This window comes from Streptomyces yunnanensis (assembly GCF_029011865.1).
Taxonomy (GTDB): Bacteria; Actinomycetota; Actinomycetes; order Streptomycetales; family Streptomycetaceae; genus Streptomyces; species Streptomyces yunnanensis.
Map to the genome: position 1 here is coordinate 8149717 of NZ_CP095749.1, position 20131 is coordinate 8169847.

Below are 20131 nucleotides of genomic sequence, written 5' to 3' on the forward strand. Positions count from 1 at the left end.
CCGAGGCGGGCGCACCCGGTGACCGATCCCGCTCCGGCGGGCGGACGCGTGGTGCACGCGGTGCTGCCCGGCGGCGTCGCCGACCCCACCGCGCCCAGCGGCGGCAACGTCTACGACCTGCGGGTCTGCCGCGACCTGCCGGCCCTGGGCTGGCAGGTCCACCGCCATCCGGTGCCCGGCGGCTGGCCGCGCCCGGACGCCGCCGCCACGGCCGGACTGGCCCGCCTGCTGGCCGGGTTGCCGGACGGCTCGGTGGTGCTGCTGGACGGCCTGGTGGCATGCGGGGTGCCCGACGTGCTGCGCCCCGAGGCCGCCCGGCTGCGGCTGGCCGTCCTGCTCCACCTGCCGCTCGCCGACGAGACCGGCCTCGCCCCGCAGGCCGCGGCGGAGTTGGACGCGGCCGAACGGCGCGCCCTGCACACCGTCGCCGCGGTGATCGCCACCAGCGGCTGGGCCGCCCGCCGGATCCGCGCCCACCACGGGCCGGGGCTGCCGCCGGTGACGGTCGCCCGGCCGGGCACCGATCCGGCGCCGCTCGCCCCCGGGACGGACGGCGCCGGCGGGCTGTTGTGCGTGGCGTCGGTGACCCCGCGCAAGGGCCACCGCCGCCTGGTGGACGCCCTGGCGACCGTCGCCGACGCCCCCTGGACCTGCACCTTCGTCGGCGGCACCGGGCACGACCCGGACGGCAGCGTTCCCGGACTGCTCGTCCCGTCCGACGAACCGGCCGCGCTCGCGGGGGCGCTGCGGGCCTGGTTCGGCACACCGGACCTGCGGCGGCGACTGGCGGTCGCGGCGCGCGCCCGCCGTGCCATCCTGGAGGGGTGGGAGACGACGTCGCACAGTCTGGCCGGAGCGCTGGAACGGCTGCGGAGCGGGCCGTTGAGCCCATGAACGACGCGGTCGGCCGGCCGCGGTTCTCTCCCCAGTGGCTGGAGCTGCGGGAGCCGGCGGACGCCGCGGCCCGATCGCCTGCGCTGCTGCACCCGTTGCGGGAGCGGCTCGCCGCGGCCCCCGCCCCGGAGCGCTTCGGCGGCACCGGCGGCCTGGCGATCCGCGACCTGGGCTGCGGTACGGGCTCGATGGGCCGCTGGCTCGCGGTCCGGCTGCCCGGCCCCCAGCACTGGGTCCTCCAGGACCACGACCCGGCGCTGCTCGCCCGGGCCGGGAGCCGGATGCCGTCAACCGCCGCCGATGGACGGCCCGTTACGGCCGACGCGGACTGCGGCGGGCTGGCCGGGCTGACCGCGGCCGCCCTCGCCGGTACGTCGCTGGTGACCGCCTCCGCGCTGCTCGACGTGCTCACCCGTGACGAGCTGGAGACCCTCGTCGCGGCCTGCACCGGTGCCGGCTGCCCGGCGCTGCTGGCGCTCTCCGTCACCGGCCGGGTCGAACTGTCCCCGGCCGACCCGCTCGACGCGGAGCTCTCCGCCGGGTTCAACGCGCACCAGCGGCGGACCGCGGGCGGACGCCGGCTGCTGGGGCCGGAAGCGGTCGTCGCGGCCACCGAGGCGTTCACCCGGCGCGGGGCGCGGGTGGTGACCCGCCCCAGCCCCTGGCGGCTGGGCGGGCCCGAGCGCGTGCTGACCGAGCAGTGGCTGCGGGGCTGGGTGGCCGCGGCCCGGGAGCAGCGACCGGAGCTGGCCACCAAGGCCGACGGCTACCTCGGACGGCGGCTGGAGGCGTGCGCGGCAGGGGAGTTGGCCGTCACGGTGCACCACGCCGACCTGCTGGCGCTGCCGGACCCGGCCCGCGGCCGGGACACCGGATCCGCCTGATGAAGCGTCAACTCTGGTCGTGGCTGCGGATGCTCGGCGGGCTGGGCATCCTGCTGGTGCTGCTGTGGCACCTGGGCTCCGGTGCCTTCCTGGACGGCCTGCGCCGGATCGACGCCGGCACGCTCCTCGCCGGCCTGGGCATCGGGGTGCTGACGACCGTGTGCAGCGCCTGGCGGTGGTGCCTGGTGGCCCGCGGCCTGGGCCTGCGGCTCCCGCTGGGGCGGGCGGTGGCGGACTACTACCGTGCGCTGTTCCTCAACGCGGCGCTGCCCGGCGGGGTGCTGGGCGACGTCAACCGGGCGGTGCGGCACGGCCGTGCCACCGGGGACGTGGGCCGGGGCGTGCGCGCCGTGGTCCTGGAGCGGGTCGCGGGGCAGCTGGTCCTGCTCGCGGTCGGGACGGTGGCGCTGGCCGCCCGGCCCTCGCCGGTGCGCACCGCGCTCGGTCGGGCGCTCGGCACGCCCGCGGCCGGAGCGGTGGGCGCGGCGGTCGCGGCGGCAGTCCTCGCGGCCGTGCTGCTGGGCCGGGCGCGCGGTCGCCGGACGGGTGCGGGCGGGTGGCCCGGTGGCCGGCTGCGGGCCGCGCTGGCCGAGGTCCGGCGGGCCGCCGCGCTGTGGTCGGGCGTCGTCGCGCTGTCGCTGGTGGTCCTCGCCGGCTATGTGGCGACGTTCCTGCTGGCCGCGCGGGTCGCCGGGGTGCGGGCGCCGGTCGCCGACCTGGTGCCGCTGGTGCTGTTGGCGCTGCTGGCCATGGCGCTGCCGCTGAACGTCGGCGGTTGGGGGCCCCGCGAGGGCGTCGCGGCCTGGGCCTTCGGAGTCGCCGGGCTGGGGGCCGGGCAGGGCCTGGCCACCGCCGTCGTCTACGGGGCCCTCGTCCTGGCCGCGAGCCTGCCCGGCGCCGGGGTGCTGCTGGGGACTGTCCGATGGGTCAGGGTCGGACAGACCCTAGACCGCGTCCGCCACGTCCGGGCCGCCGCCCGGAGCCCGCAGCTCCAGCTCGAAGAGCGTGTCCTCGCCCAGCACGGACCGGCGCACCGGCGGCCGTAGCGCCCGGCGCATCACCGGTGTACCGGGGAAGCGCAGCCCGGGGACGCCGTCGCCGAGCAGGACCGGGGCGACGGTGAGGTACAGCCGGTCCAGCGCCCCCGCCCGCAGGAACCGCGAGACGGTGACCCCGCCGCCCTCGACCAGCACCCGGCCCAGGCCGCGGGCGGCCAGCGCGGTCCGCAGCCGCCCCGGCGCGAACGCGTCCCGGTCCGGCAGCGCCAGCACCTCGACGCCGTCCCCGACGCGTTCCGGGACCACTCCAGGGCCGACCACCCACAGCGTCGGCGCCGCACCGTCGGTGAACACCCGCCGGGTCCGTGGCACCCGGCCCTGCGGGTCGAGCACCACCCGCACCGGGTCGGGCCCGGCGCAGGCGCGGACGGTCAGCCGGGGGTCGTCGGCCACCGCGGTCCCGGCGCCGACCAGCACCGCGTCGGCCAGGGCCCGCAGCCGGTGCAGATGCCGGCGGTCCTCCTCCCAGGTGACGTAGTCGGCGTCGCCGGTACGGGTCGCGATGAAGCCGTCCAGGCTCTGCCCGAGCTGCGCGAACACCACCCGGGGGCCGGCCAGGCACAGCGGCAGGTACCGTTCGGCCAGCTCCGCCGCGGCGGGGGAGAGGGCCCGCTGCGGGTGCCCGGCCGGGCCCGGGCCGTCCCGGCCGCCGGCGTCGCCGTCCGGTCGCAGCCCGGCGGCCGCCGCCTGCGCCGCGCCGCGGATCCCGAGCAGCAACTCCCAGGTCGCCGCCGCGCCGAGCGGGTCAGCCGCCGCGGACACCGCACACCTCCGGGTACGCGTCGAACGCCTCGGCCAGCCCGGCCAGCAGTTCCCGGCCCTTCTCGGCGGAGGCCAGGGACGGCCGCCCGATCACCCCGGAGGCGGTGTAGGCGGCCATGCCGAGGGTGAGCAGATGCGGTCGGTCGTCGGCGCGGTGGTCGGCGCTGGCGTAGCCGTCCCGGACCACTTCGGGGCGGGTGTGCAGCAGGATCGAGGTCTCGGTCTCGCCGGCGTGCATGTCGTCGTGGGCGGAGGTCTCCAGGCCGGCCCGCTCGCGCGCCGCGGCCCAGTCCGCCGGGCCGGGGAAGAGCGCCATCCGGATCCCGTCGCCCGCCGCGGACTCCTGGACGACGTTGCGCAGCACGTAGTTTCCGCCGTGGCCGTTGACCAGCACCAGGGCGCGGACGCCGGAGCGGTGCAGGGAAGCGGCGATGTCGGTGACCACCGCGTGCAGGGTGCGTGCGGAGATGCTGACGGTGCCCGGCCAGTCGGCGTGTTCGTGGGAGCAGGAGACGGTCAGCGGCGGCAGCAGCAGCACCTCGTGGCGGGCGGCGATCTCCGCGGCGACGGCGCAGGCGATCAGGGTGTCGGTGGTCAACGGCAGGTGGGCGCCGTGCTGTTCGAAGCTGCCGATGGGCAGCAGGGCCAGCCGGGGGCGTCCGGCGCGGACGTCCTCGGTGGTGTGGGACGGCAGGTCGGCGGGCGAACTCCGGTGGTCCGGCGCGGTCGTGGGCATCGGCAGGCTCCGATCGGCGGCAATCCGGCGTGGGATGGACCCGGTTGGCGGATCCGCGGTCGGCCGTGACGACGCCCGCCGCGGAGGTCCGAACGCGGGTACGATCATGCCATGACGGACTCCGAGGGCGCTTTCGACGTCGGCGACCCGGGCGTGCGACGGGTGGTGGAGGTCCGACTCCCCACCAGGTACGGAGAGTTCCGGGCCGTCGGCTTTCTCGACCGTCGCACCGGGATCGAGCAGGTGGCCCTGGTCCGGGGGGAGGCGGCGGGGGAGCGGGTGCTCACCCGGCTGCACTCGGAGTGTCTGACCGGCGATGCCTTCGGATCCACGCACTGCGAGTGCGGTGAGCAACTGGCCGCGTCGTTACGGGCGATAGCCGAGGAGGGGCGGGGCGTCCTGGTCTACCTCCAGGGCCACGAGGGGCGCGGCATCGGGCTGCTGGCGAAGCTGCGGGCGATGAAACTCCAGCAGGACGACGGACTGGACACCGTGGACGCGAACGTCGCGCTGGGGCTGCCGGTCGACGCCCGCGACTACCGCTCGGCGGCGGGGATGCTCCAGGACCTCGGCGTCCGCTCGGTGCGACTGCTGTCGAACAATCCGCGCAAGGGCGAGGCGCTGGAGCGGTACGGCGTGCCGGTCGCCGAACGGGTCCCGCTGCTGGTGCCGCCCGGCGCGGAGAACCTCCGGTACCTCCGCGCCAAACGGGAGCGGCTGGACCACGATCTCCCGCATCTGGACGGGGTCCCCGGCCCGTCCTGAGCGGTCGAGCCCCGATTGTCCGGATCTCGCCAAATTCTCATGGTCCGGCATCTACACATAAAGGCGACATAAGAGCAAAATAAAGGTGCGCGGCTGATGCCACGCGATGCGGCCCCGACTTGGAGCGAAGGAGGCGAGTCGTATGGCCGACGTCTCACACCCCAGAGGAGATCTCGCTGGTCACCCCGACGTTTCCGAGATGAGGGAGCGGTTCGAGCGGACGATCGGCGGGCGTGATGTGGTGCTCGTCGACGGGCCGGTCTTCCTGGTCGGCCTGTACTGCGCGGTATCCCCGTGGATCGTGCACTACACGGCCTCCCAGCCGGCGCTGATGACCCACAACCTCATCGTCGGCATTGCGATCGCCCTGCTGGCAGTCGGGTTCACCGTCACTCCGGAACGGATGTACGGCCTGAGCGGCGCGATGTGCACGATCGGCGCCTGGCTGATCGTGGCGCCCTGGATCGTCGGCCGCGGTCCCGATGCGGGGGTCATCTGGAACAACATCGTCATCGGCGCCCTGACGTTGGTGCTGGGCGCACTGTGTGTCGCCGTGGCATCGAGGAGTCGCCGCGCCACATGAGGCGCGCTCCCACGGGGGCGTGTGAAAACCACCGACCCGCTTGCCCTTCGGAGTCCCACAGCGACGGCAAGCGGGCCGGGCACGTCCGGCGGCGTACCGGCGGTTCCGGAGCGGCTACCGGCGGTGGTCGTGGCCCGGGGGCGCGGAACGGCTCGGCGTGCAGAGCTGTCCCGCCACCCCGGCGAGCACCAGCCCGCCGGCCAGGACCAGCCCGTGCGCCAGAGCCACCCCGGTGACCAGGACCGCGATGGCGGTGGCCAGTATCAGCCAAACCGCCCAGCGCCGGAACGGTGCCGCGGGGACCACCGGTATGCCGACGGGCGGGCAGGGGGCGGTGTCGGGCGGGAACTGTTCCGCGAGGTCGCGGAGTTGGGTGTCGTCGTCGGGGGACAGGGAGCGTCCCTCCTCTCCCGGGTGGTGCTGCCGGTCGCGCCGAACGGGCAGGGTGGCGGATGAGCGTTGCCTCGAAGATCGGGTCGACTTAGGGTTACCTAAGTGCGGCGGCCCGTGGTGTGGTGCACAACGGCACACAGGCGTTGTTGTGCCCTGCCGGGCGCCGTGCGTAACGCCGTTGACCGGACATCACCGGAGAGGGAACGCACATGCCGGACACCCAGCCGCAGAAGAACCTCGCGCACCCGGAGCCCCAGCAGCACCTGCCCGCCGACCAGGCCCGCAACGCCCTCGTCACGCTCGCCTACGGCGCCATGGCGAGCCACACGGTGGGCGCCGCCGTCCGCCTCGGCGTGGTGGACCGGATCGGCGACGGGGCGCGCGCCGCCGACGACCTGGCCGCGGAGTGCGCGGCCCAACCCCGCAGCTTCACACGGTTACTGAGGGCGCTGACCGGACTGGGGCTGCTCACCGAACCCACCCCGGGCCACTTCGCCGTCACCGCGGTCGGCGCACAGCTGCGCGGCGACATGCCCGGCTCGCTGCGGTCCGTCGCCCGGATGTTCACCGACCCGACCATGCTCCGCGCCTGGGAGTGCCTGGACGACAGCGTCCGCACCGGCACGCCCGCCTTCGACGCCGTCCACGGCACGGACTTCTTCGGCTACCTGGCCGAACACCCCGACCTCTCGGCCGAGTTCAACGCCGCGATGAGCCAGGCCACCCGGCACACCGCCGAGCTGCTGCCGACGGCCTTCCCCTTCGAGCGCTTCGGCACCGTGGCCGACCTCGGCGGCGGCGACGGCACCCTGCTCGCCGGTGTGCTGCGGGCCCACCCAGCGCTGCGCGGCATCGTCTTCGACCGCGCCGAGGGCCTCGCCCAGGCCGGCCCCCGGCTCGCCGCCGAGGGGCTGACCGACCGCTGCTCCCTGGTGACCGGCGACTTCTTCGCCACCGCCCCCGAGGGCGCCGACCTCTACCTGCTCAAGAGCGTGATCCACGACTGGAACGACGAGCAGTGCGGGCAGATCCTCGGCCACGTCCGCCGGGTCGTCCCCGACCACGGCCGGCTGTTGATCGTCGAACCGGTCCTGCCGGACGTCGCCGGTCCCTCGGCCGACGTGATCAGCTACCTCAGCGACCTGAACATGCTGGTCAACGTGGGTGGCAGGGAGCGCACCCGGGAGGACTTCGAGCGGCTGTGCGGCGCCGCGGGCTTCGCCGTCCGCTCCGTCACCGCCCTCCCGCGCCCCAACCGCTTCTCGGTCATCGAGGCCGAGCCGGTGTGAGCCGGTCGGCGCGCGGCCCACACGTGCGGCAACCGGGCATCTTCGGTTAAATCAAACGTGTGGGCCATGCGCCGTGATGGCCCGCCGTCCCGGAGAGGTGGCGCGCCGTGACCACTGTGCCGGTGGATGACGCCGGGCCCGTCGACGACCACGAGGACTTCGCCGACGCCGACCGCGGCTTCATCGCCTCGCTCGACCCACCCCGGATCACCGCGGCGGACGGCCGGCTCGTCTGGGACGCCGACCGCCACGCCTTCCTGGCCGGGAACTGCCCCGACACCGCCGACGAGGGCCTGTGGCGCCAGGGCCGGTTGGTCAGCCGGCAGGGCCTGTACGAGGTGATCGACGGCATCTACCAGGCCCGCGGGCTGGACCTGTCCAACATGACGCTCATCGAGGGCGACCACGGCGTCCTCGTCGTCGACCCGCTGCTCTCCACCGAGACCGCCGCCGCGGCGCTGGAGCTCTACCGCAAACACCGCGGCGACCGGCCCGTCACCGGCCTGATCTACACCCACGCGCACGCCGACCACTTCGGCGGCGCCCGCGGGGTGCTGCCGTCCGGACACCCTCCCGTGCCGGTCCTGGCACCCGCCGGATTCCGGGACAGCGCGGTCGGCGAGCAGCTCTACACCGGCCCGGCGATGGCCCGCCGCGCGGTCTACATGTACGGCACGCAGCTCCCCGCAGGGCCGGACGGCCAGATCGGCTGCGGCCTGGGCACCCTCCCCTCCGCCGGCACCCGCAGCTTCGTCCCGCCGACCGTGGACATCACCCGCACCGGCCAGGAGGAGATCGTCGACGGCGTCCGCCTGGTCTTCCAGCTCACCCCGGGCGCCGACGCCCCCGCCGCGATGAACTTCGCCGCCCCGACCCACCAGGCGCTGTGCACCGCCGAGAACGCCGTCCACACCATGCACAGCGTCCTCACCCTGCGCGGCGCCGTGGTCCGCGACACCCGGCGCTGGGCCCACTACCTCAACGAGGCGCTGGCCCTCTTCGGCGCCGACACCGAGGTCGCCTTCGCCTCCCACCACTGGCCCACCTGGGGCAACGCCCGCATCCGCCGCCTGCTCGCGGGCCAGCGCGACCTCTACGCCTACCTCCACGACCAGACCCTGCGGCTGCTCAACGAGGGCCGCACCGGCCCGGAGATCGCCGAGGAGCTGCGGCTGCCCCCGGGCCTGGCCCGCCTCTGGGCGCACCACGGCTACTACGGCTCGCTCAGCCACAACGTCAAGGCGATCTACCAGCGCTACCTCGGCTGGTTCGACGGCAACCCGGCCCACCTGTGGGAGCACCCGCCGACCGAGCAGGCCCGGCGCTACGTGGAGACCCTGGGCGGCGTGGCGGCCACCGTGGACGCCGGCAAGCGCTACGCCGCCGACGGCGACCTGCGGTTCGCCGCCACCCTGCTCAACCACGCCGTCTTCGCCGCCCCGGACGACCTGCGCGCCCGCCGCGAACTCGCCACTGTCTACGAACGGCTGGGCCACGGCTGCGAGAACGGCACCTGGCGCAACTACTACCTCACCGGCGCCATGGAGCTGCGTGGCACCCGGGCCGCCGCCCGCCCCGACACCACCGGACCGGACGCCCCCGCCCCCGACCTCGTCCGCGCCCGCAGCGTCGACCAGCTCCTGGACTCGCTCGCCATCCGCGTCGACGGCCCCCGCGCCTGGCACAAGCACCTCACCCTCGACCTCTACCTCGCCGACGAGGACCGCACCTGGCACCTGAACCTCTCCAACGGCGCGCTCACCCACCTCAGCACCCCCGGCACCCCCACCGCCGACGGCCGGCCGGACCTGACCCTCACCCTCACCAAACCCCAGCTCCGCGAGCTGCTGGGCGGCCGGGTCCCGACCGCCGTCACTCACGAGGGTGAGCCCGGTGCGGCCCTCCATGAACTGCTCGACCTGCTCAGCGCCCCGGACCCCAACTTCCCCATCGTCACTCCCTGAACCGGCCCGTTCCACGACGGGACGCGGGCAGTCCGCGGAGTGGGGCAAACTGGGCCGGTGGCGAGCAACATTCCCGAGGAGTCGACGAGCTTCGTCGGCCGACGCACCGAACTGAGGCGACTGGGCGGTGAGTTGACGCGGCACCGGCTGATCACCTTGACCGGCACCGGCGGGGTGGGCAAGACCCGGATCGCGATGCGGGCGGCGAGAGCCGCCGCCGCGCGGTTCCCCGACGGCGTCCACTGGGCTCCCCTCTGGCCTTTAGACGGCGACCAGCTGCTGGTCGCCACCGTCTGCGACGCCGTCGGGCTCGCCGACCACTCGGCACGGACGCCGGTGGCCGCGCTCTGCGAATGGCTCGCCGACAAGGACCTGCTGCTGGTACTGGACTCCTGCGAGCACCTCGTCGCGGCCTGCCGGGACCTGGTGGGCGACCTGCTGACGGCCGCCCCCGGCGTGACCGTCCTGGTCACCAGCCGCGAGCCGCTGGGCGTCCCCGCGGAGTGGACCACCGAGGTCGGCCCGCTGCCCTGCACCGGCGAGAACGACGCGCTGGCGCTGTTCACCGAGCGGGCCGGCGCCGCGGCCCCCCACCTCCCGCTCACCGACCCGACCAACGCCCGCGCCGCGGACCTCATCTGCCGGCGCCTGGAGGGCATCCCGCTGGCCCTGGAGCTGGCCGGCGCCCAGCTGGCGCACCGCCCGCTCGCCCAGGTCGCCGAGCGGCTCGGCTCCCGCCTCGACGCCCTGGACGGCAGCGGCCTGTCCTGGACCCCGCGCCACCGCACCCTGCGCACCGCCATCGGCTGGAGCCACGAGCTGTGCGCACCGCTGGAGCGGCTGCTGTGGGCCCGGCTCTCGGTCTTCCGCGGCACCTTCGACGCCGACTCCGCCGCCGCGGTCTGCGCCGGCGGCCCGCTCACCGCCGACGCGGTGCGCACCGCGCTGGCCGGCCTGACCGCCAAATCCGTGCTCAGCCGCCAGGGCAACCGCTTCCGGATGCTCGACACCCTCCGCGAGTACGGCCGGATGTGGCTGGCCGAGCTGGACGAGACGACCGCCGTCGCCGACCGGCACGCCGAGCACTTCGTCGGCCTCGGCCGCAGCGCCGAGGACGGCTGGCTCGGCCCCGACCAGGTCACCTGGTACGGACGGATCGCCGAGGCGTACGTCGATCTGTGCACCGCACTGGACCACCTGCTGGACAGCGCCCCGGGCCGCGCCCAGGAACTCTGCGCGGCCATCGGCTTCTTCTGGACCTGCTGCGGCCATCTGCACGAGGCCCGCGACTACCTGGAGCGCGCCCTCGCCGTCGAGGACGCCCCCGGCCCGGCCCACACCCGGGCCCTGTGGGCGCTCGGCGTCGCGGTCCTCCTCCAGGGCGAGCTGCACACCGCCGAGAGCCTGGGCCGGCAGTGCGCCCGTGCCGCCCGGGAGGCCGGCGACCGGGACGCGATGCTCGCCGCTGGCTACCTCATCGGCCTCACCCACCTGATGGCAGGCCGCCCGCTGACCGCCCACACCGTCGCCGACCAGGTGCTCGGCCCGCCCCCGCACGACCCCTTCGGCTCCGCCGCCCGGCTCCGCTGCCACCTCGTACGGCTCTTCGCGCTCACCGCCCTGGGCCGGCTCGACGAGGCCCGGCACACGGCCACCGTGCTGCGGCAGGGCTGCGTCCAGCGCGGCGAATACTGGTCCCGGTCCTACATCGACTTCCAGCTCGGCCTGATCTCCCTCTTCCAGGGCCAGCCTGAGGAGTCCGCGGACCACGCCCGCGCCATGCTCGACGCCAAGCGGCTGCTCGGCGACAACTTCGGGATCGCGCTCGGCCTGGACCTGCTGGCCGCCGCGGTCGCCGCCCAGGGCAAGGGCCTGGTCGCGGCCGAGGTCTACGGCGGTGGCCAGGCTGTCTGGCGCACGGTCGGCCACCCGCAGCGCGGCACTCCCGAACTCCGCGCGATGCGCGAGCAGTGCGAACAGCGGGCCCGCGCCGCGATCGGCGACGAGGCGTACGCCGCGATCTTCGACCGGGCCGCCGAACAGAACCCGGAGACGCTGCTCGCCCGGATCCTCGCCGGGGAACTGTGACCGCCGGCCCGACGCGGCCTCAGCCGTCGTCGCCGGCCAGCCCGTACAGCAGCGCGTAGGCGGTGGGCACCACGTGGCAGGTCCGGCCGCGGCGGGTGGCCAGCCCGACCACTCCGGTCCCGGACGCCGGGTGGTAGCCGATGAACGCCTGCTGGCCGAAGGTCGCCCCGACGTGGAACAGCAGCGGCCCGCGCGGCGCCGGGTGCTGGTACCACGTCAGGGTGTGGGTGTTGCGGCGCCGCCAGCCGCGCCGCAGCAGCGGGATCCGCACCTCGCGCAGCGCCCGGGCCAGCGGACTGCCGTCCGGGAAGAGGTGCGCCTCCAGGTAGGTGAGGATGTCGTCGGGGGTGGACCGGACCGCCCCGGCGGCGGCGAAGGCGCCCATGTCGGTGCTGCGGACCGGCGTGGTGCCGTTGGTCCGGTGGCCGATGGCCTCGGTGCCGGTCGTGCCGGGTGCCAGGGTGGTGTCGGTGAGCCCGAGCGGCTTCAGCACCCGGGCGGTGAGCAGGTCGGGGTAGTCGATCCCGGTCGTGTGGCCCATCGCCGGGGCGAGCAGCGCCACTCCGAAGTTGGAGTAGTGCCAGCGGGTACCGGGCCGGTGGCGCGGCCGGGTCCGCGCGAAGGTGTGCAGCAGCCGCTCGGTGTCGTAGCCGGCGTAGCCGTTCTCGTACGGGCGGATGAGTGCGCCGCGCAGCAGGTCGGTGGGGATCCGCGGCAGTCCGGAGGTGTGGGTGGCCAGGTGCCGCAGGGTGATCCGGCCGGACCGCGGGTGGCTCAGCGGCAGTCGCGGCAGCCGGGCGGTGAGCGGATCGTCCAGGGACAGCGCCCCGTTCACCGCGAGGTCCGCGAGCAGCAGCACGGTGAAGGTCTTGGACAGCGAGCCGAGTTCGTAGCGCAGGGCGGGGCGCGGGGTGGGCGGCGCCAGCGCGGTGCCGCCGCTGACCACCGTGCGGTGGCCCTGCCGGGTGACGGCCAGCACGACGTCCGGGGCGTCGATCCGGGTCAACGCCTCCGCCAGCCGGTCCGCGAGCGCCGGCCCGCCCGGTGCGTTCCGCATCAGCCGGCGTCGGCGGAGAGCGCGCGGGAGGTGGCCATCGCCGAGGCGAACGCGGCGACCAGGGTGGGGTGGTGGAGCAGGTCGAAGACCACCTCCGGGTCGCCCTCGGGCATGGCGCGCTGGATGGGCATCGCGCCGGACGCGTCCTGGGCGGCGGCGTACCGCTCCCACAGCCGCGCGTCCAGGGTCGGGCGCGGCAGACAGGCGTCCACGACCAGGAGTTCGCCGAGCAGGTCCCAGTGCCCGAGGTCGGCCCAGTCGTCCAGCCAGGCCGGCAGATACCGGGTGAGGTAGTCGGCGATGTCCGGTGGGATCCGGTCCGGTGCCGCGCCCCAGTTGGTGAGGTGGAAGACGGTGTGGGTGATGTCGTAGGCGATGTGCAACTGCACCGTCCAGGGCTCGGGGAGCTGCCCCAGCCAGGTGCGCGCCACGGCCTGGTCGAAGTCGGCGGTGGGCGGCAGCCCGAGCCTGCGCTCGGTGTTGAGCAGGCCCAGTCGCCGATTGGGCATCATCTCCAGGGCCGTCCAGCTGGTGGTGCGCCGCGCGACGTCCAGGGCCGCTTCCAGGCCGGGGTGGCGGTGGCCCAGTTCGTGGAACGGCGCGTAGAGCTCCATGGGCACCGGGGAGTGCGGTTCGTCGTGCTGGAGCGCGGCCAGGACGTTGCCGCCGTCGAGCAGTTCCCGCCAGGTGAAGTCCAGCAGCGCACGGGCCCGGGTGCGCTGCCGGGAGCCGGCCACACCCTCCCGGAACAGCACATGCATGTTGATCGCCAACTCGCCGACGGGCTTGAGCCGTTCGACCGTCGCGCGGCCGGAGGTGCGGTCCTCCGGGGTCAGCCGGAAGCGGTCGCGGTGCGCGTCGAGCCAGCTCAGGGCCCGGTCGCCGACCCGGTGCAGCAGTGCCGGGGAGGCCGGGGAGGCCAGGGACGCAGCCGTCACAGTCACAGCGCAGCCTCGCTTTCGAAGGGTGCCGGGCCGGCCACCGCCACCGCGCCCCCGACCACCACCGGGCCGGCCTCGGCCTCGTCCGAGGCGATACGGGCGAGGGTCGCGGCGAACGCGGACACCAGGGTGGAGTGATAGCAGGCCCGGAAGTCCTCGGTGGGGTCGGTGGGCCGGGGCGCGGTACCGGTCTCGGGCAGGCCGCCGTCGTGGTCCTGCGCGTCGGCCAGCCGTCGCCAGGCCGCCGCGTGGTAGGGAGCCGTGGGGAGGATGGCCGTGATGGCGAGCAACTCGCCGACCAGGTCCCACAGTTGCTCGTCCAGCCAGGTCTCCAACCAGGAGGGGAGCCAGAGCCGCAGGTATGCGGCGGTCTCGGGGGCCAGCCGCCGGCGGTCGCGGCCCCAGTCGGTGAGGTGGAGGACGTCGTGCGTCACGCCGTACGCCGCCCTGCAGTCCAGTGCCCAGGGTTCCGGCAGCATCCCCAGCCATGTCTGTGCGAACTTCTCGTCGAAGTCGCCGTGTTGGACCAGTCCGATGCGTCGTTCGGCGTTGAGCACCGCCAGGGTGCGGGTGTGGTCCTCGCGGGCCACCCGCCAGCCGCGCAGCCTGGTCGTGGTCAGCACCAGCTCCTCGACGGCCGGGTGCCGCAACCCGGCCTGGGCGAAGGCCCCGTAGATCTCCACCGGGTATGTGGCGTACGGCTCGCCGCGGATCAACTCGGCGAAGAGTTCGCCCTCGCGGGCCTCCTGCCAGGCGAAGGCGAACAGCTCCGCTGCCGCGGCCCGCAGCTCGGCGCACGGGTGCGTGGTAGCGATCATCCAGGTCAACTCGGCCAGTTCGCCCAGGGGTTTGAGAGTGAGGTTGGGATCGGCGTCAGTGGTGGCGTCCGGCGGCAGACGGAAGAACTCCCGCTGCTCCGTCAGCCAGCCCAGGCTGCTGCCGGCCACCCGGTCCAGCAGCTCCGGGTCGCCCCGGTCGGCAGTCACCGGCCCCGCCCGAAGAACCGCTGGGCAGCCACCACTTGCAGGGACACCCGCGGGTCGCCGCCGCCCATCTGCCGTACGAACGCCAGCCCGGAGTCCAGCCCCAGGGTGGGCGGCACGTCGGGGAGCCGGGCCAGCCAGCGGCCCACTCCGGCGGCCTGCAGCCAGTCCCGGCGGCGCACCGCCCGGACGAAACCGCGGGCCAAATCGTCGGTCCGCCCGGCCAGTTGCTCCTCCAGGTCGGTGGCCAGGCCGGGCAGGGCCAACGCCGCGAGCTGGGAGATCCGGTGCGCGAGCCGCGGCCAGGGGTCGGTGTCGAGCCACTCCGTACCGACCTCGGGGGGCCGTGGCCAGGGCCGGGCGCCGGAAGGAAGATGGGCATGGGTGGCCTCGACCAGGCCGCGATAGCTCCAAGCCGAAACCTCGGAGGCGTCCGCGCCCGGCGGGTAGCTCGCCAACGTCTGCCGCACCACCGCCTCGTCGTCCGCGCCGACGGGCACCACGCGGTGCTCCAGGGCGTACGGCGCGAGCGCGTCGGCGCCCAGGACCCGAACCGCGGCCGGGGCGAGCGGATCGCCCTGGCGCAGGATCCGGGAGAGCGCATAGGGGTCGCCCCCGCCCTGAAGGGCGAGGGCGACACCGGTTGCGGCATCGGCAATTACAGCGCTTAGCGGGACGGCTCCCTGCGTCTGTTCAGCCAACACAATTCCCCTCAGCGGTCGCCGGACTTCGGGCGAGGGGTGGGGGGCGACAGCAGCAGTGCGCCGAGCAGCAGCACCGCGCCGCCGCACTCACGGCTGTCGCGGTAGACGCCGTCCGGCTCGGCGGGGCTGAGCAGCCCCTCGACTTCGGAAGCCAGGCCAGCCGTTTCGACTGGCGCCGTGCGATCCCTGACCATGCGATCAACTCCTTCGATGAGCGGGACACCAGGCTGACATTCGCTATATACCGTCGCAATCCGGACGATGACTGTGTGTTACTGCAATCCCGGTCCCGATGCCGTTCCGGTGTGCCGGCCGCTCGCTGGAGGGGCAGGGTGGGGTGCCAACTCCCTTTCAGAACAGTGGATTTGATGGCATCGGGCGCGCGGTTCCGGGCGCCTCCGGGCCGGCCGTGCACCCCGCGCGGGCGCCCGTTCACGCATGGGCCGGACTGGTCTGAGCGGGTGGGCGGTCACACCGACCTACCCGCCGGGGACCGGGCGTTCCGGGAGCCTGGTCGGGATCCCCGGACGGGCATAGATTGGGTGGGGAAACACTTGGTTGTGGACAACCAAACACCTCCCGGTGGGAGTGAGGTCCCGTGGGAAACAAATGGGTCGCCCTGTCCAACACCACCCTCGGCGTGCTGATCGCGTCGATCAACATGTCGATCATGCTGATCGCGCTGCCGGACATCTTCCGCGGCATCGGCGTGGACCCCCTCGACCCCGGCAACACCGGTCTGCTGCTCTGGCTGATCATGAGCTACCTCGTGGTCACCGCCGTCCTGGTGGTCAGCTTCGGCCGGCTCGGCGACATGTACGGCCGCACCCGGATGTACAACCTGGGCTTCGCGGTCTTCACCTTCTTCTCCCTGCTGCTGTCGGCCACCTGGCAGCACGGCACCGCGGGCGCCCTCTGGCTGATCGCCATGCGGCTCTGCCAGGGCGTGGGCGGCGCGATGTTGATGGCCAACTCCAGCGCGATCCTCACCGACGCCTTCCCGGCGTCCCAGCGCGGGCTGGCCCTCGGGCTGAACCAGGTGGCCGGGATCGCCGGCTCGTTCGCGGGACTGGTGCTGGGCGGGCTGCTCGGACCGGTGAACTGGCGGCTGGTCTTCCTGGTGTCGGTGCCGTTCGGGCTGTTCGGCACGGTCTGGGCGTACCTGAAACTGCGGGACACCGGCATCCGCACCCCGGCCCGGCCCGACTGGTGGGGCAACCTCACCTTCGCCGCCGGGCTCATCGCCGTGCTCACCGGGATCACCTACGGCATCCAGCCGTACGCCGGGCACACCATGGGCTGGACCAACCCCGCCGTGCTCGCCGCGCTGGGCGGCGGGGTGGCGCTGCTGGTCCTCTTCTGCTTCGTCGAGACCCGGGTCGCCGAGCCGATGTTCCGGCTCGGGCTGTTCCGGATCCGCGCCTTCACCGCCGGGAACCTCGCCAGCCTGCTCGCCTCGCTGGGCCGCGGCGGCCTGATGTTCATCCTGATCATCTGGCTCCAGGGCATCTGGCTGCCCCGGCACGGCTACGGCTTCGCCGAGACCCCGCTGTGGGCCGGCATCTACATGCTGCCGCTGACCCTGGGGTTCCTGGTGGCCGGGCCGGTCTCCGGCTGGGCCTCGGACCGCTTCGGGGCGCGGGCCTTCGCCACCGGCGGGATGGTCCTGGCGGCTGGCACCTTCGCCGCCCTCCAGGCCCTGCCGGTCGACTTCGGCTATCCGGCGTTCGCGGTGATCCTGCTGCTGAACGGCATCGGCATGGGGCTGTTCGCGGCACCCAACCGGGCCGCGGTGATGAACAGCCTGCCGCCCGACCAACGCGGGGTCGGCGCGGGCATCAGCACCACCTTCCAGAACTCCGCCATGGTGCTGTCCATCGGCATCTTCTTCTCGCTGATGATCACCGGGCTGGCCGGATCCCTGCCCACCACCCTCACCAGCGGCCTCACCGCCCAGGGCGTCCCGGCCGCGGACGCCGCCCGGATCGCCGCCCTCCCGCCGGTGGGCGTGCTCTTCGCCTCCCTCCTCGGCTACAACCCGGTCCGGACCCTGCTCGGCCCGCACGTCCTCGGCCAGCTCCCGGCCGGGCACGCCGCCTACCTCACCGGCCGGGAGTTCTTCCCGCAGCTGATCTCCGCGCCGTTCGCCGACGGACTGGCCGTCGCCTTCGACTTCGCCATCGCCGCCTGTCTGATCGCCGCCGTCGCCTCCCTGCTGCGCGGCGGCCGGTATGTGCACGACGAGCGCGGCCGGCCACCGGCCCGCGCCCGACGCCCGGAGCCGGCCCCCGCCGTGGTGGCGGAGTGGACCGCCGCGCCGCCGGCCGCCACCGACCGGCCGCCCGCCACTCTGCCACCGAGCCCGCCCGACACCGGGAGTCCCTGATGGTCACCCGACCCCCGCCCGCCCCCGACCAGCCGGAGGACCCCGCGGAACTGGCCGGCCGACTGCGCCAGGTGCTCCAGCAACTGGTGCCGCTGCTGCGCGGCCAGAGCCCGCACCCGGACCTCACCCCGAGCCGGCTGGCCGCGCTGGCCGAGCTCGCCGCCCACGGCCCGCTGCGGATCGGCGAACTCGCCGCCCGGATGAACATCACCCTCTCCACCACCTCCCGCATGGTCGACCTGCTCGACGGCAGCGGCTGGATCACCCGCCGCCCCGACCCCGCCGACCAGCGCGCCAGCCTGATCAGCCCGAACGCCGCCGGGCGGGCGCTGCTGGACGCCGTACGGCGGGAGACCGCCGGCGTGCTGGCCGAGGAACTCGGGCGCCTCGCCCCCGGCCGACGGCGTCAGCTGCACGACGCCCTGCCGGCCCTGGAGGAACTGACCGAGGCGCTGCGCCGCCGGCCCGCCCCGCGGCGGCCCGGCAACGGCCGGCCGTGACGTCGGCGGTGCCGGCCCTCCGGGCGGATGGCAGGAGGGTGCCGACAGCCCCTGATGCACCGGACAGGCCCTAGAGTGCCGACGTGCCCTCGTACAGCATTGGCCAGGCAGCGCGGCTGCTGGGTGTGAGTTCGGAGACCGTCCGTCGCTGGGCCGACGGCGGGCAGTTGCGGATGGACCGGGACGGCGCGGGCAACCGCGCGATCGACGGGGTGAGCCTGGCCGCGTTCGCCAAGGAGCGGGCCGCGGGGCAGCACCCGGTGCCCGGCGAGGTCCGCACCTCGGTCCGGAACGCGTTCGCCGGGATCGTCACGGCGGTCACCCTCGACGACGTGATCGCCCAGGTGGAGATCCAGTCGGGGCCGCACCGGGTGGTGTCGGTGGTCAGCCGCGAGGCCGTCGAGGAGTTGGGCATCGAGGTCGGCGTGGAGGCCACCGCCCGGGTCAAGTCCACCCATGTGCATGTGGACCGGCCGGAGGAGCGCGGCTGAACCCGCCCGCGCGCCACGGCGGTCAGCGGCACAACAGCGCCGCGTGCAGGTCCAGTTTGTGGTCGAGCCGGGACAGGTCGCGGCCGGTGAGGGTCTCGATCCGCTGGATGCGGTAGTGCACGGTGTTGACGTGCAGGTGCAGGATCTCCGCGGTGCGCGCCCAGGACCCGTGCTGGGCGAGGAACACCTCCAGCGTCTCCAGCAGCATCCGGTGCGAGGCGCTGCCGCCGCGGGCCAGCGGTCCGAGCACCCGGCTGCTGAACGCCGCGCGGACCTCGGCCGGCACCCCCGAGAGCAGCGCGCCGAGCGTCGTCAGGTCGTCGACGGAGGTCACCCCGGCGCCCTCCGGGGCCGCCGACCGGGCCGCGGACAGTGCGTAACGGGCCTGGTCCAGAGCCGAGTTGAGGTCTCCGCCGGTGGCCGCCGGGCCGCTCATCCCGGCGTGCAGTGGCGCCTGCGGGCGGCAGTCGTGCAGCGCCGGCCATATCTCGCCGAGCGACGGCACCCCCTCGCCGTCGGCCTCGGCGCCGGTGTCGACGGCGACCACCGCGGCCGCCGTGCCGTCCGGCAGCAGTCCGGCCGCGAACCGTGCCCCGGGCGCGTGCCGCAGCGCCTCGGCCAGGGCCCGCACCGCCTGCTCGGGTTCGGTGTCGTCCAGCGTGGCCAGCACCACCCGGAACGGGCCGTGGGCGGGCAATCCGCAGGCGTGCAACGCCGCGTCGAGCGCCGCCCGCTCGGCGGTGACCGTGGCGGTCAGCGTCAACAGCGCGTCCGCCGCCCGCCGCGCGCCCGTCTCCCGGGCCGCCTCGTGGTGCCGGTACTGGGCGACGACCTCGGCGATCTCGTGCAGCAGGCGCGGCGGTGCGTCGTCCGCGTCGTGCAGATGCAGGAACCAGGCGTCGTACGGAACCGGGTCGCCCTCGATCCGCAGGGTGGTGCCGGTGCCGGAGGCCAGCCGCCGCCGCGCCTGCCGAGCCGTCAGCCCGGTGGCGGCCGGGGTGCGGGCGATCACCCGGCCGGTGGCGGACAGCAGGGCGCAGGCCGGGCCGCCCAGGTGCGCGAACGCCCGGTCCAGCAGCGCGTCCGGCGCCGCGTCCCCGGCGAGCATCCCGGCGAGTTCGGTGCGCACGTTCTCCGGCAGCGCGTAGTGGCCGGCCGGGCGGCGGCTGAGGTCTCCCCACCGGCGCAGGTACACCGCCTCGGTGATGGCCCGGAACGTGGTGTGCGCGGGCACCGCGAGCAGGGCGACGCGGTGCGCGCGACAGGACTCGACCAGGACGTCGGGGACCGTCCCGTGGGTCTCCTCCCCGGCCAGCAGCGCCGCGGCCCCGGCGTCCGCCAGCGCCGCCACGAAGCGGTCCACCTTCTCCCGGTCGTCCCCGGGCGCCCACCACACCAGCCCGCTCAGCACCAGCTCTCCTGATTGCAGGAACCGCGCGGGGTCCTCCAGGTCGGTGGCGGTCACCCCGCTGACCTCCTGGGCGAGCAGCGGGTCCTCGCCCCACAGGAGGGTCAGGTCGAGCGCATCGAGCTGGAGAAGATCGTGGACGTGCATGTGGTGGCTCCTTGGACGGCTGCCGAGCAGGCACCCCGGCATCTCACATTCACGAGGCGAATGTGGGTTCTGGCATCGTAAATGCAAGGCGTTCTCGC

General features: G+C 74.6%; 20 protein-coding genes. 11 read left to right on the top strand and 9 right to left on the bottom strand.

What is annotated here, in order from left to right; genetic code table 11:
* The first annotated feature begins 18 nt into the window (after positions 1-18).
* From MOV08_RS35585 to MOV08_RS35595, 3 genes are read left to right on the top strand one after another with little or no spacing between them, the layout of a single operon-like run.
* Positions 19-894, top strand: coding sequence for a glycosyltransferase family protein (locus tag MOV08_RS35585; RefSeq protein ID WP_275310354.1), 876 nt, complete (start codon positions 19-21; stop codon positions 892-894).
* Entirely contained in the window at positions 891-1778 is an 888-nt protein-coding gene (locus MOV08_RS35590; protein ID WP_275310355.1) for a class I SAM-dependent methyltransferase, read from the top strand. The genes MOV08_RS35585 and MOV08_RS35590 overlap by 4 nt, the downstream gene beginning before the upstream one ends.
* Positions 1778-2824, top strand: coding sequence for a lysylphosphatidylglycerol synthase transmembrane domain-containing protein (locus MOV08_RS35595; RefSeq protein WP_039638418.1), 1047 nt, complete (start codon positions 1778-1780; stop codon positions 2822-2824). Before MOV08_RS35590 ends, MOV08_RS35595 begins: the two co-directional genes overlap by 1 nt.
* Here the strand turns inward: MOV08_RS35595 and MOV08_RS35600 are convergent.
* Together MOV08_RS35600 and MOV08_RS35605 are read right to left on the bottom strand one after the other, a co-directional pair.
* Positions 2723-3598, bottom strand: a complete 876-nt coding sequence (locus MOV08_RS35600) for a RibD family protein (protein ID WP_275310356.1) — start codon at positions 3596-3598, stop codon at positions 2723-2725. The two genes, MOV08_RS35595 and MOV08_RS35600, sit on opposite strands and share 102 nt — an antisense overlap.
* Positions 3582-4334, bottom strand: a complete 753-nt coding sequence (locus MOV08_RS35605) for a creatininase family protein (RefSeq protein ID WP_052287080.1) — start codon at positions 4332-4334, stop codon at positions 3582-3584. The genes MOV08_RS35600 and MOV08_RS35605 overlap by 17 nt, the downstream gene beginning before the upstream one ends.
* Before the next feature lie 111 nt (positions 4335-4445).
* Here MOV08_RS35605 and ribA point away from each other — a divergent pair, with 111 nt between their 5' ends.
* Both ribA and MOV08_RS35615 read left to right on the top strand, forming a co-directional pair.
* The gene (gene ribA, locus MOV08_RS35610; RefSeq protein WP_039638419.1) at positions 4446-5099 is read left to right on the top strand and encodes a GTP cyclohydrolase II; all 654 of its coding nucleotides are present in this window, start codon (positions 4446-4448) and stop codon (positions 5097-5099) included.
* Positions 5100-5241: 142 nt separating this feature from the next.
* Complete coding sequence (locus tag MOV08_RS35615) at positions 5242-5682, top strand: SPW repeat protein (protein ID WP_039638420.1); 441 nt, start codon at positions 5242-5244, stop codon at positions 5680-5682.
* 114 nt (positions 5683-5796) lie between these two features.
* On the opposite strand, the gene MOV08_RS35620 is transcribed toward MOV08_RS35615, so the two are convergent.
* Positions 5797-5988 carry a hypothetical protein gene (locus MOV08_RS35620; protein WP_275310357.1) on the bottom strand — a complete coding sequence of 64 codons (192 nt, stop codon included), beginning with the start codon at positions 5986-5988 and terminating at the stop codon, positions 5797-5799.
* 296 nt (positions 5989-6284) lie between these two features.
* Here MOV08_RS35620 and MOV08_RS35625 point away from each other — a divergent pair, with 296 nt between their 5' ends.
* The 3 genes from MOV08_RS35625 to MOV08_RS35635 all read left to right on the top strand — a co-directional run bounded on the left by MOV08_RS35625 (position 6285) and on the right by MOV08_RS35635 (position 11416).
* Positions 6285-7364, top strand: coding sequence for a methyltransferase (locus MOV08_RS35625; protein ID WP_052287081.1), 1080 nt, complete (start codon positions 6285-6287; stop codon positions 7362-7364).
* 107 nt (positions 7365-7471) lie between these two features.
* Positions 7472-9328 carry an alkyl/aryl-sulfatase gene (locus MOV08_RS35630; protein WP_275310358.1) on the top strand — a complete coding sequence of 619 codons (1857 nt, stop codon included), beginning with the start codon at positions 7472-7474 and terminating at the stop codon, positions 9326-9328.
* A gap of 57 nt (positions 9329-9385) precedes the next feature.
* Positions 9386-11416, top strand: a complete 2031-nt coding sequence (locus tag MOV08_RS35635) for an ATP-binding protein (protein ID WP_275310359.1) — start codon at positions 9386-9388, stop codon at positions 11414-11416.
* Positions 11417-11435: 19 nt separating this feature from the next.
* Here MOV08_RS35635 and MOV08_RS35640 read toward each other — a convergent pair whose 3' ends face one another.
* The 5 genes from MOV08_RS35640 to MOV08_RS35660 are packed head-to-tail and all read right to left on the bottom strand — an operon-like array spanning position 11436 to position 15295.
* Positions 11436-12473: a serine hydrolase domain-containing protein gene (locus tag MOV08_RS35640; RefSeq protein ID WP_039638422.1), complete on the bottom strand. Its 1038-nt coding sequence runs from the start codon at positions 12471-12473 to the stop codon at positions 11436-11438.
* A complete protein-coding gene (locus tag MOV08_RS35645; protein ID WP_275310360.1) occupies positions 12473-13417 on the bottom strand; it encodes a DUF6895 family protein in 945 nt (314 codons plus the stop codon). The genes MOV08_RS35640 and MOV08_RS35645 overlap by 1 nt, the downstream gene beginning before the upstream one ends.
* Positions 13414-14400, bottom strand: coding sequence for a DUF6895 family protein (locus MOV08_RS35650; protein ID WP_275310361.1), 987 nt, complete (start codon positions 14398-14400; stop codon positions 13414-13416). The genes MOV08_RS35645 and MOV08_RS35650 overlap by 4 nt, the downstream gene beginning before the upstream one ends.
* Positions 14397-15098 carry a hypothetical protein gene (locus MOV08_RS35655; protein WP_052287595.1) on the bottom strand — a complete coding sequence of 234 codons (702 nt, stop codon included), beginning with the start codon at positions 15096-15098 and terminating at the stop codon, positions 14397-14399. Before MOV08_RS35655 ends, MOV08_RS35650 begins: the two co-directional genes overlap by 4 nt.
* Before the next feature lie 11 nt (positions 15099-15109).
* Positions 15110-15295 (bottom strand): hypothetical protein, encoded by a 186-nt coding sequence (locus MOV08_RS35660; RefSeq protein WP_039638425.1) that lies wholly within the window; start codon positions 15293-15295, stop codon positions 15110-15112.
* Between the two features lie 467 nt (positions 15296-15762).
* On the opposite strand from MOV08_RS35660, the gene MOV08_RS35665 reads away from it, so the two are divergent.
* The 3 genes from MOV08_RS35665 to MOV08_RS35675 all read left to right on the top strand — a co-directional run bounded on the left by MOV08_RS35665 (position 15763) and on the right by MOV08_RS35675 (position 18478).
* A complete protein-coding gene (locus tag MOV08_RS35665) occupies positions 15763-17487 on the top strand; it encodes an MFS transporter (protein ID WP_420834313.1) in 1725 nt (574 codons plus the stop codon).
* Positions 17487-17987, top strand: a complete 501-nt coding sequence (locus MOV08_RS35670; RefSeq protein WP_275310363.1) for a MarR family winged helix-turn-helix transcriptional regulator — start codon at positions 17487-17489, stop codon at positions 17985-17987. The genes MOV08_RS35665 and MOV08_RS35670 overlap by 1 nt, the downstream gene beginning before the upstream one ends.
* An 83-nt stretch (positions 17988-18070) precedes the next feature.
* Positions 18071-18478 carry a TOBE domain-containing protein gene (locus MOV08_RS35675; protein ID WP_039638426.1) on the top strand — a complete coding sequence of 136 codons (408 nt, stop codon included), beginning with the start codon at positions 18071-18073 and terminating at the stop codon, positions 18476-18478.
* 22 nt (positions 18479-18500) lie between these two features.
* Here MOV08_RS35675 and MOV08_RS35680 read toward each other — a convergent pair whose 3' ends face one another.
* Positions 18501-20033: a helix-turn-helix domain-containing protein gene (locus MOV08_RS35680; protein WP_275310364.1), complete on the bottom strand. Its 1533-nt coding sequence runs from the start codon at positions 20031-20033 to the stop codon at positions 18501-18503.
* Positions 20034-20131: the final 98 nt, after the last annotated feature.

Bases quoted from the DNA above. Each gene is read 5' to 3' on its own strand.
- MOV08_RS35595 (WP_039638418.1), top strand. From the start codon at position 1,778: ATGAAGCGTCAACTCTGGTCGTGGCTGCGGATGCTCGGCGGGCTGGGC.
- MOV08_RS35625 (WP_052287081.1), top strand. From the start codon at position 6,285: ATGCCGGACACCCAGCCGCAGAAGAACCTCGCGCACCCGGAGCCCCAG.
- MOV08_RS35605 (WP_052287080.1), bottom strand. From the start codon at position 4,334: ATGCCCACGACCGCGCCGGACCACCGGAGTTCGCCCGCCGACCTGCCG.
- MOV08_RS35670 (WP_275310363.1), top strand. From the start codon at position 17,487: ATGGTCACCCGACCCCCGCCCGCCCCCGACCAGCCGGAGGACCCCGCG.
- MOV08_RS35665 (WP_420834313.1), top strand. From the start codon at position 15,763: ATGTCGATCATGCTGATCGCGCTGCCGGACATCTTCCGCGGCATCGGC.
- MOV08_RS35615 (WP_039638420.1), top strand. From the start codon at position 5,242: ATGGCCGACGTCTCACACCCCAGAGGAGATCTCGCTGGTCACCCCGAC.
- ribA (WP_039638419.1), top strand. From the start codon at position 4,446: ATGACGGACTCCGAGGGCGCTTTCGACGTCGGCGACCCGGGCGTGCGA.
- MOV08_RS35660 (WP_039638425.1), bottom strand. From the start codon at position 15,295: ATGGTCAGGGATCGCACGGCGCCAGTCGAAACGGCTGGCCTGGCTTCC.
- MOV08_RS35590 (WP_275310355.1), top strand. From the start codon at position 891: ATGAACGACGCGGTCGGCCGGCCGCGGTTCTCTCCCCAGTGGCTGGAG.
- MOV08_RS35680 (WP_275310364.1), bottom strand. From the start codon at position 20,033: ATGCACGTCCACGATCTTCTCCAGCTCGATGCGCTCGACCTGACCCTC.
- MOV08_RS35640 (WP_039638422.1), bottom strand. From the start codon at position 12,473: ATGCGGAACGCACCGGGCGGGCCGGCGCTCGCGGACCGGCTGGCGGAG.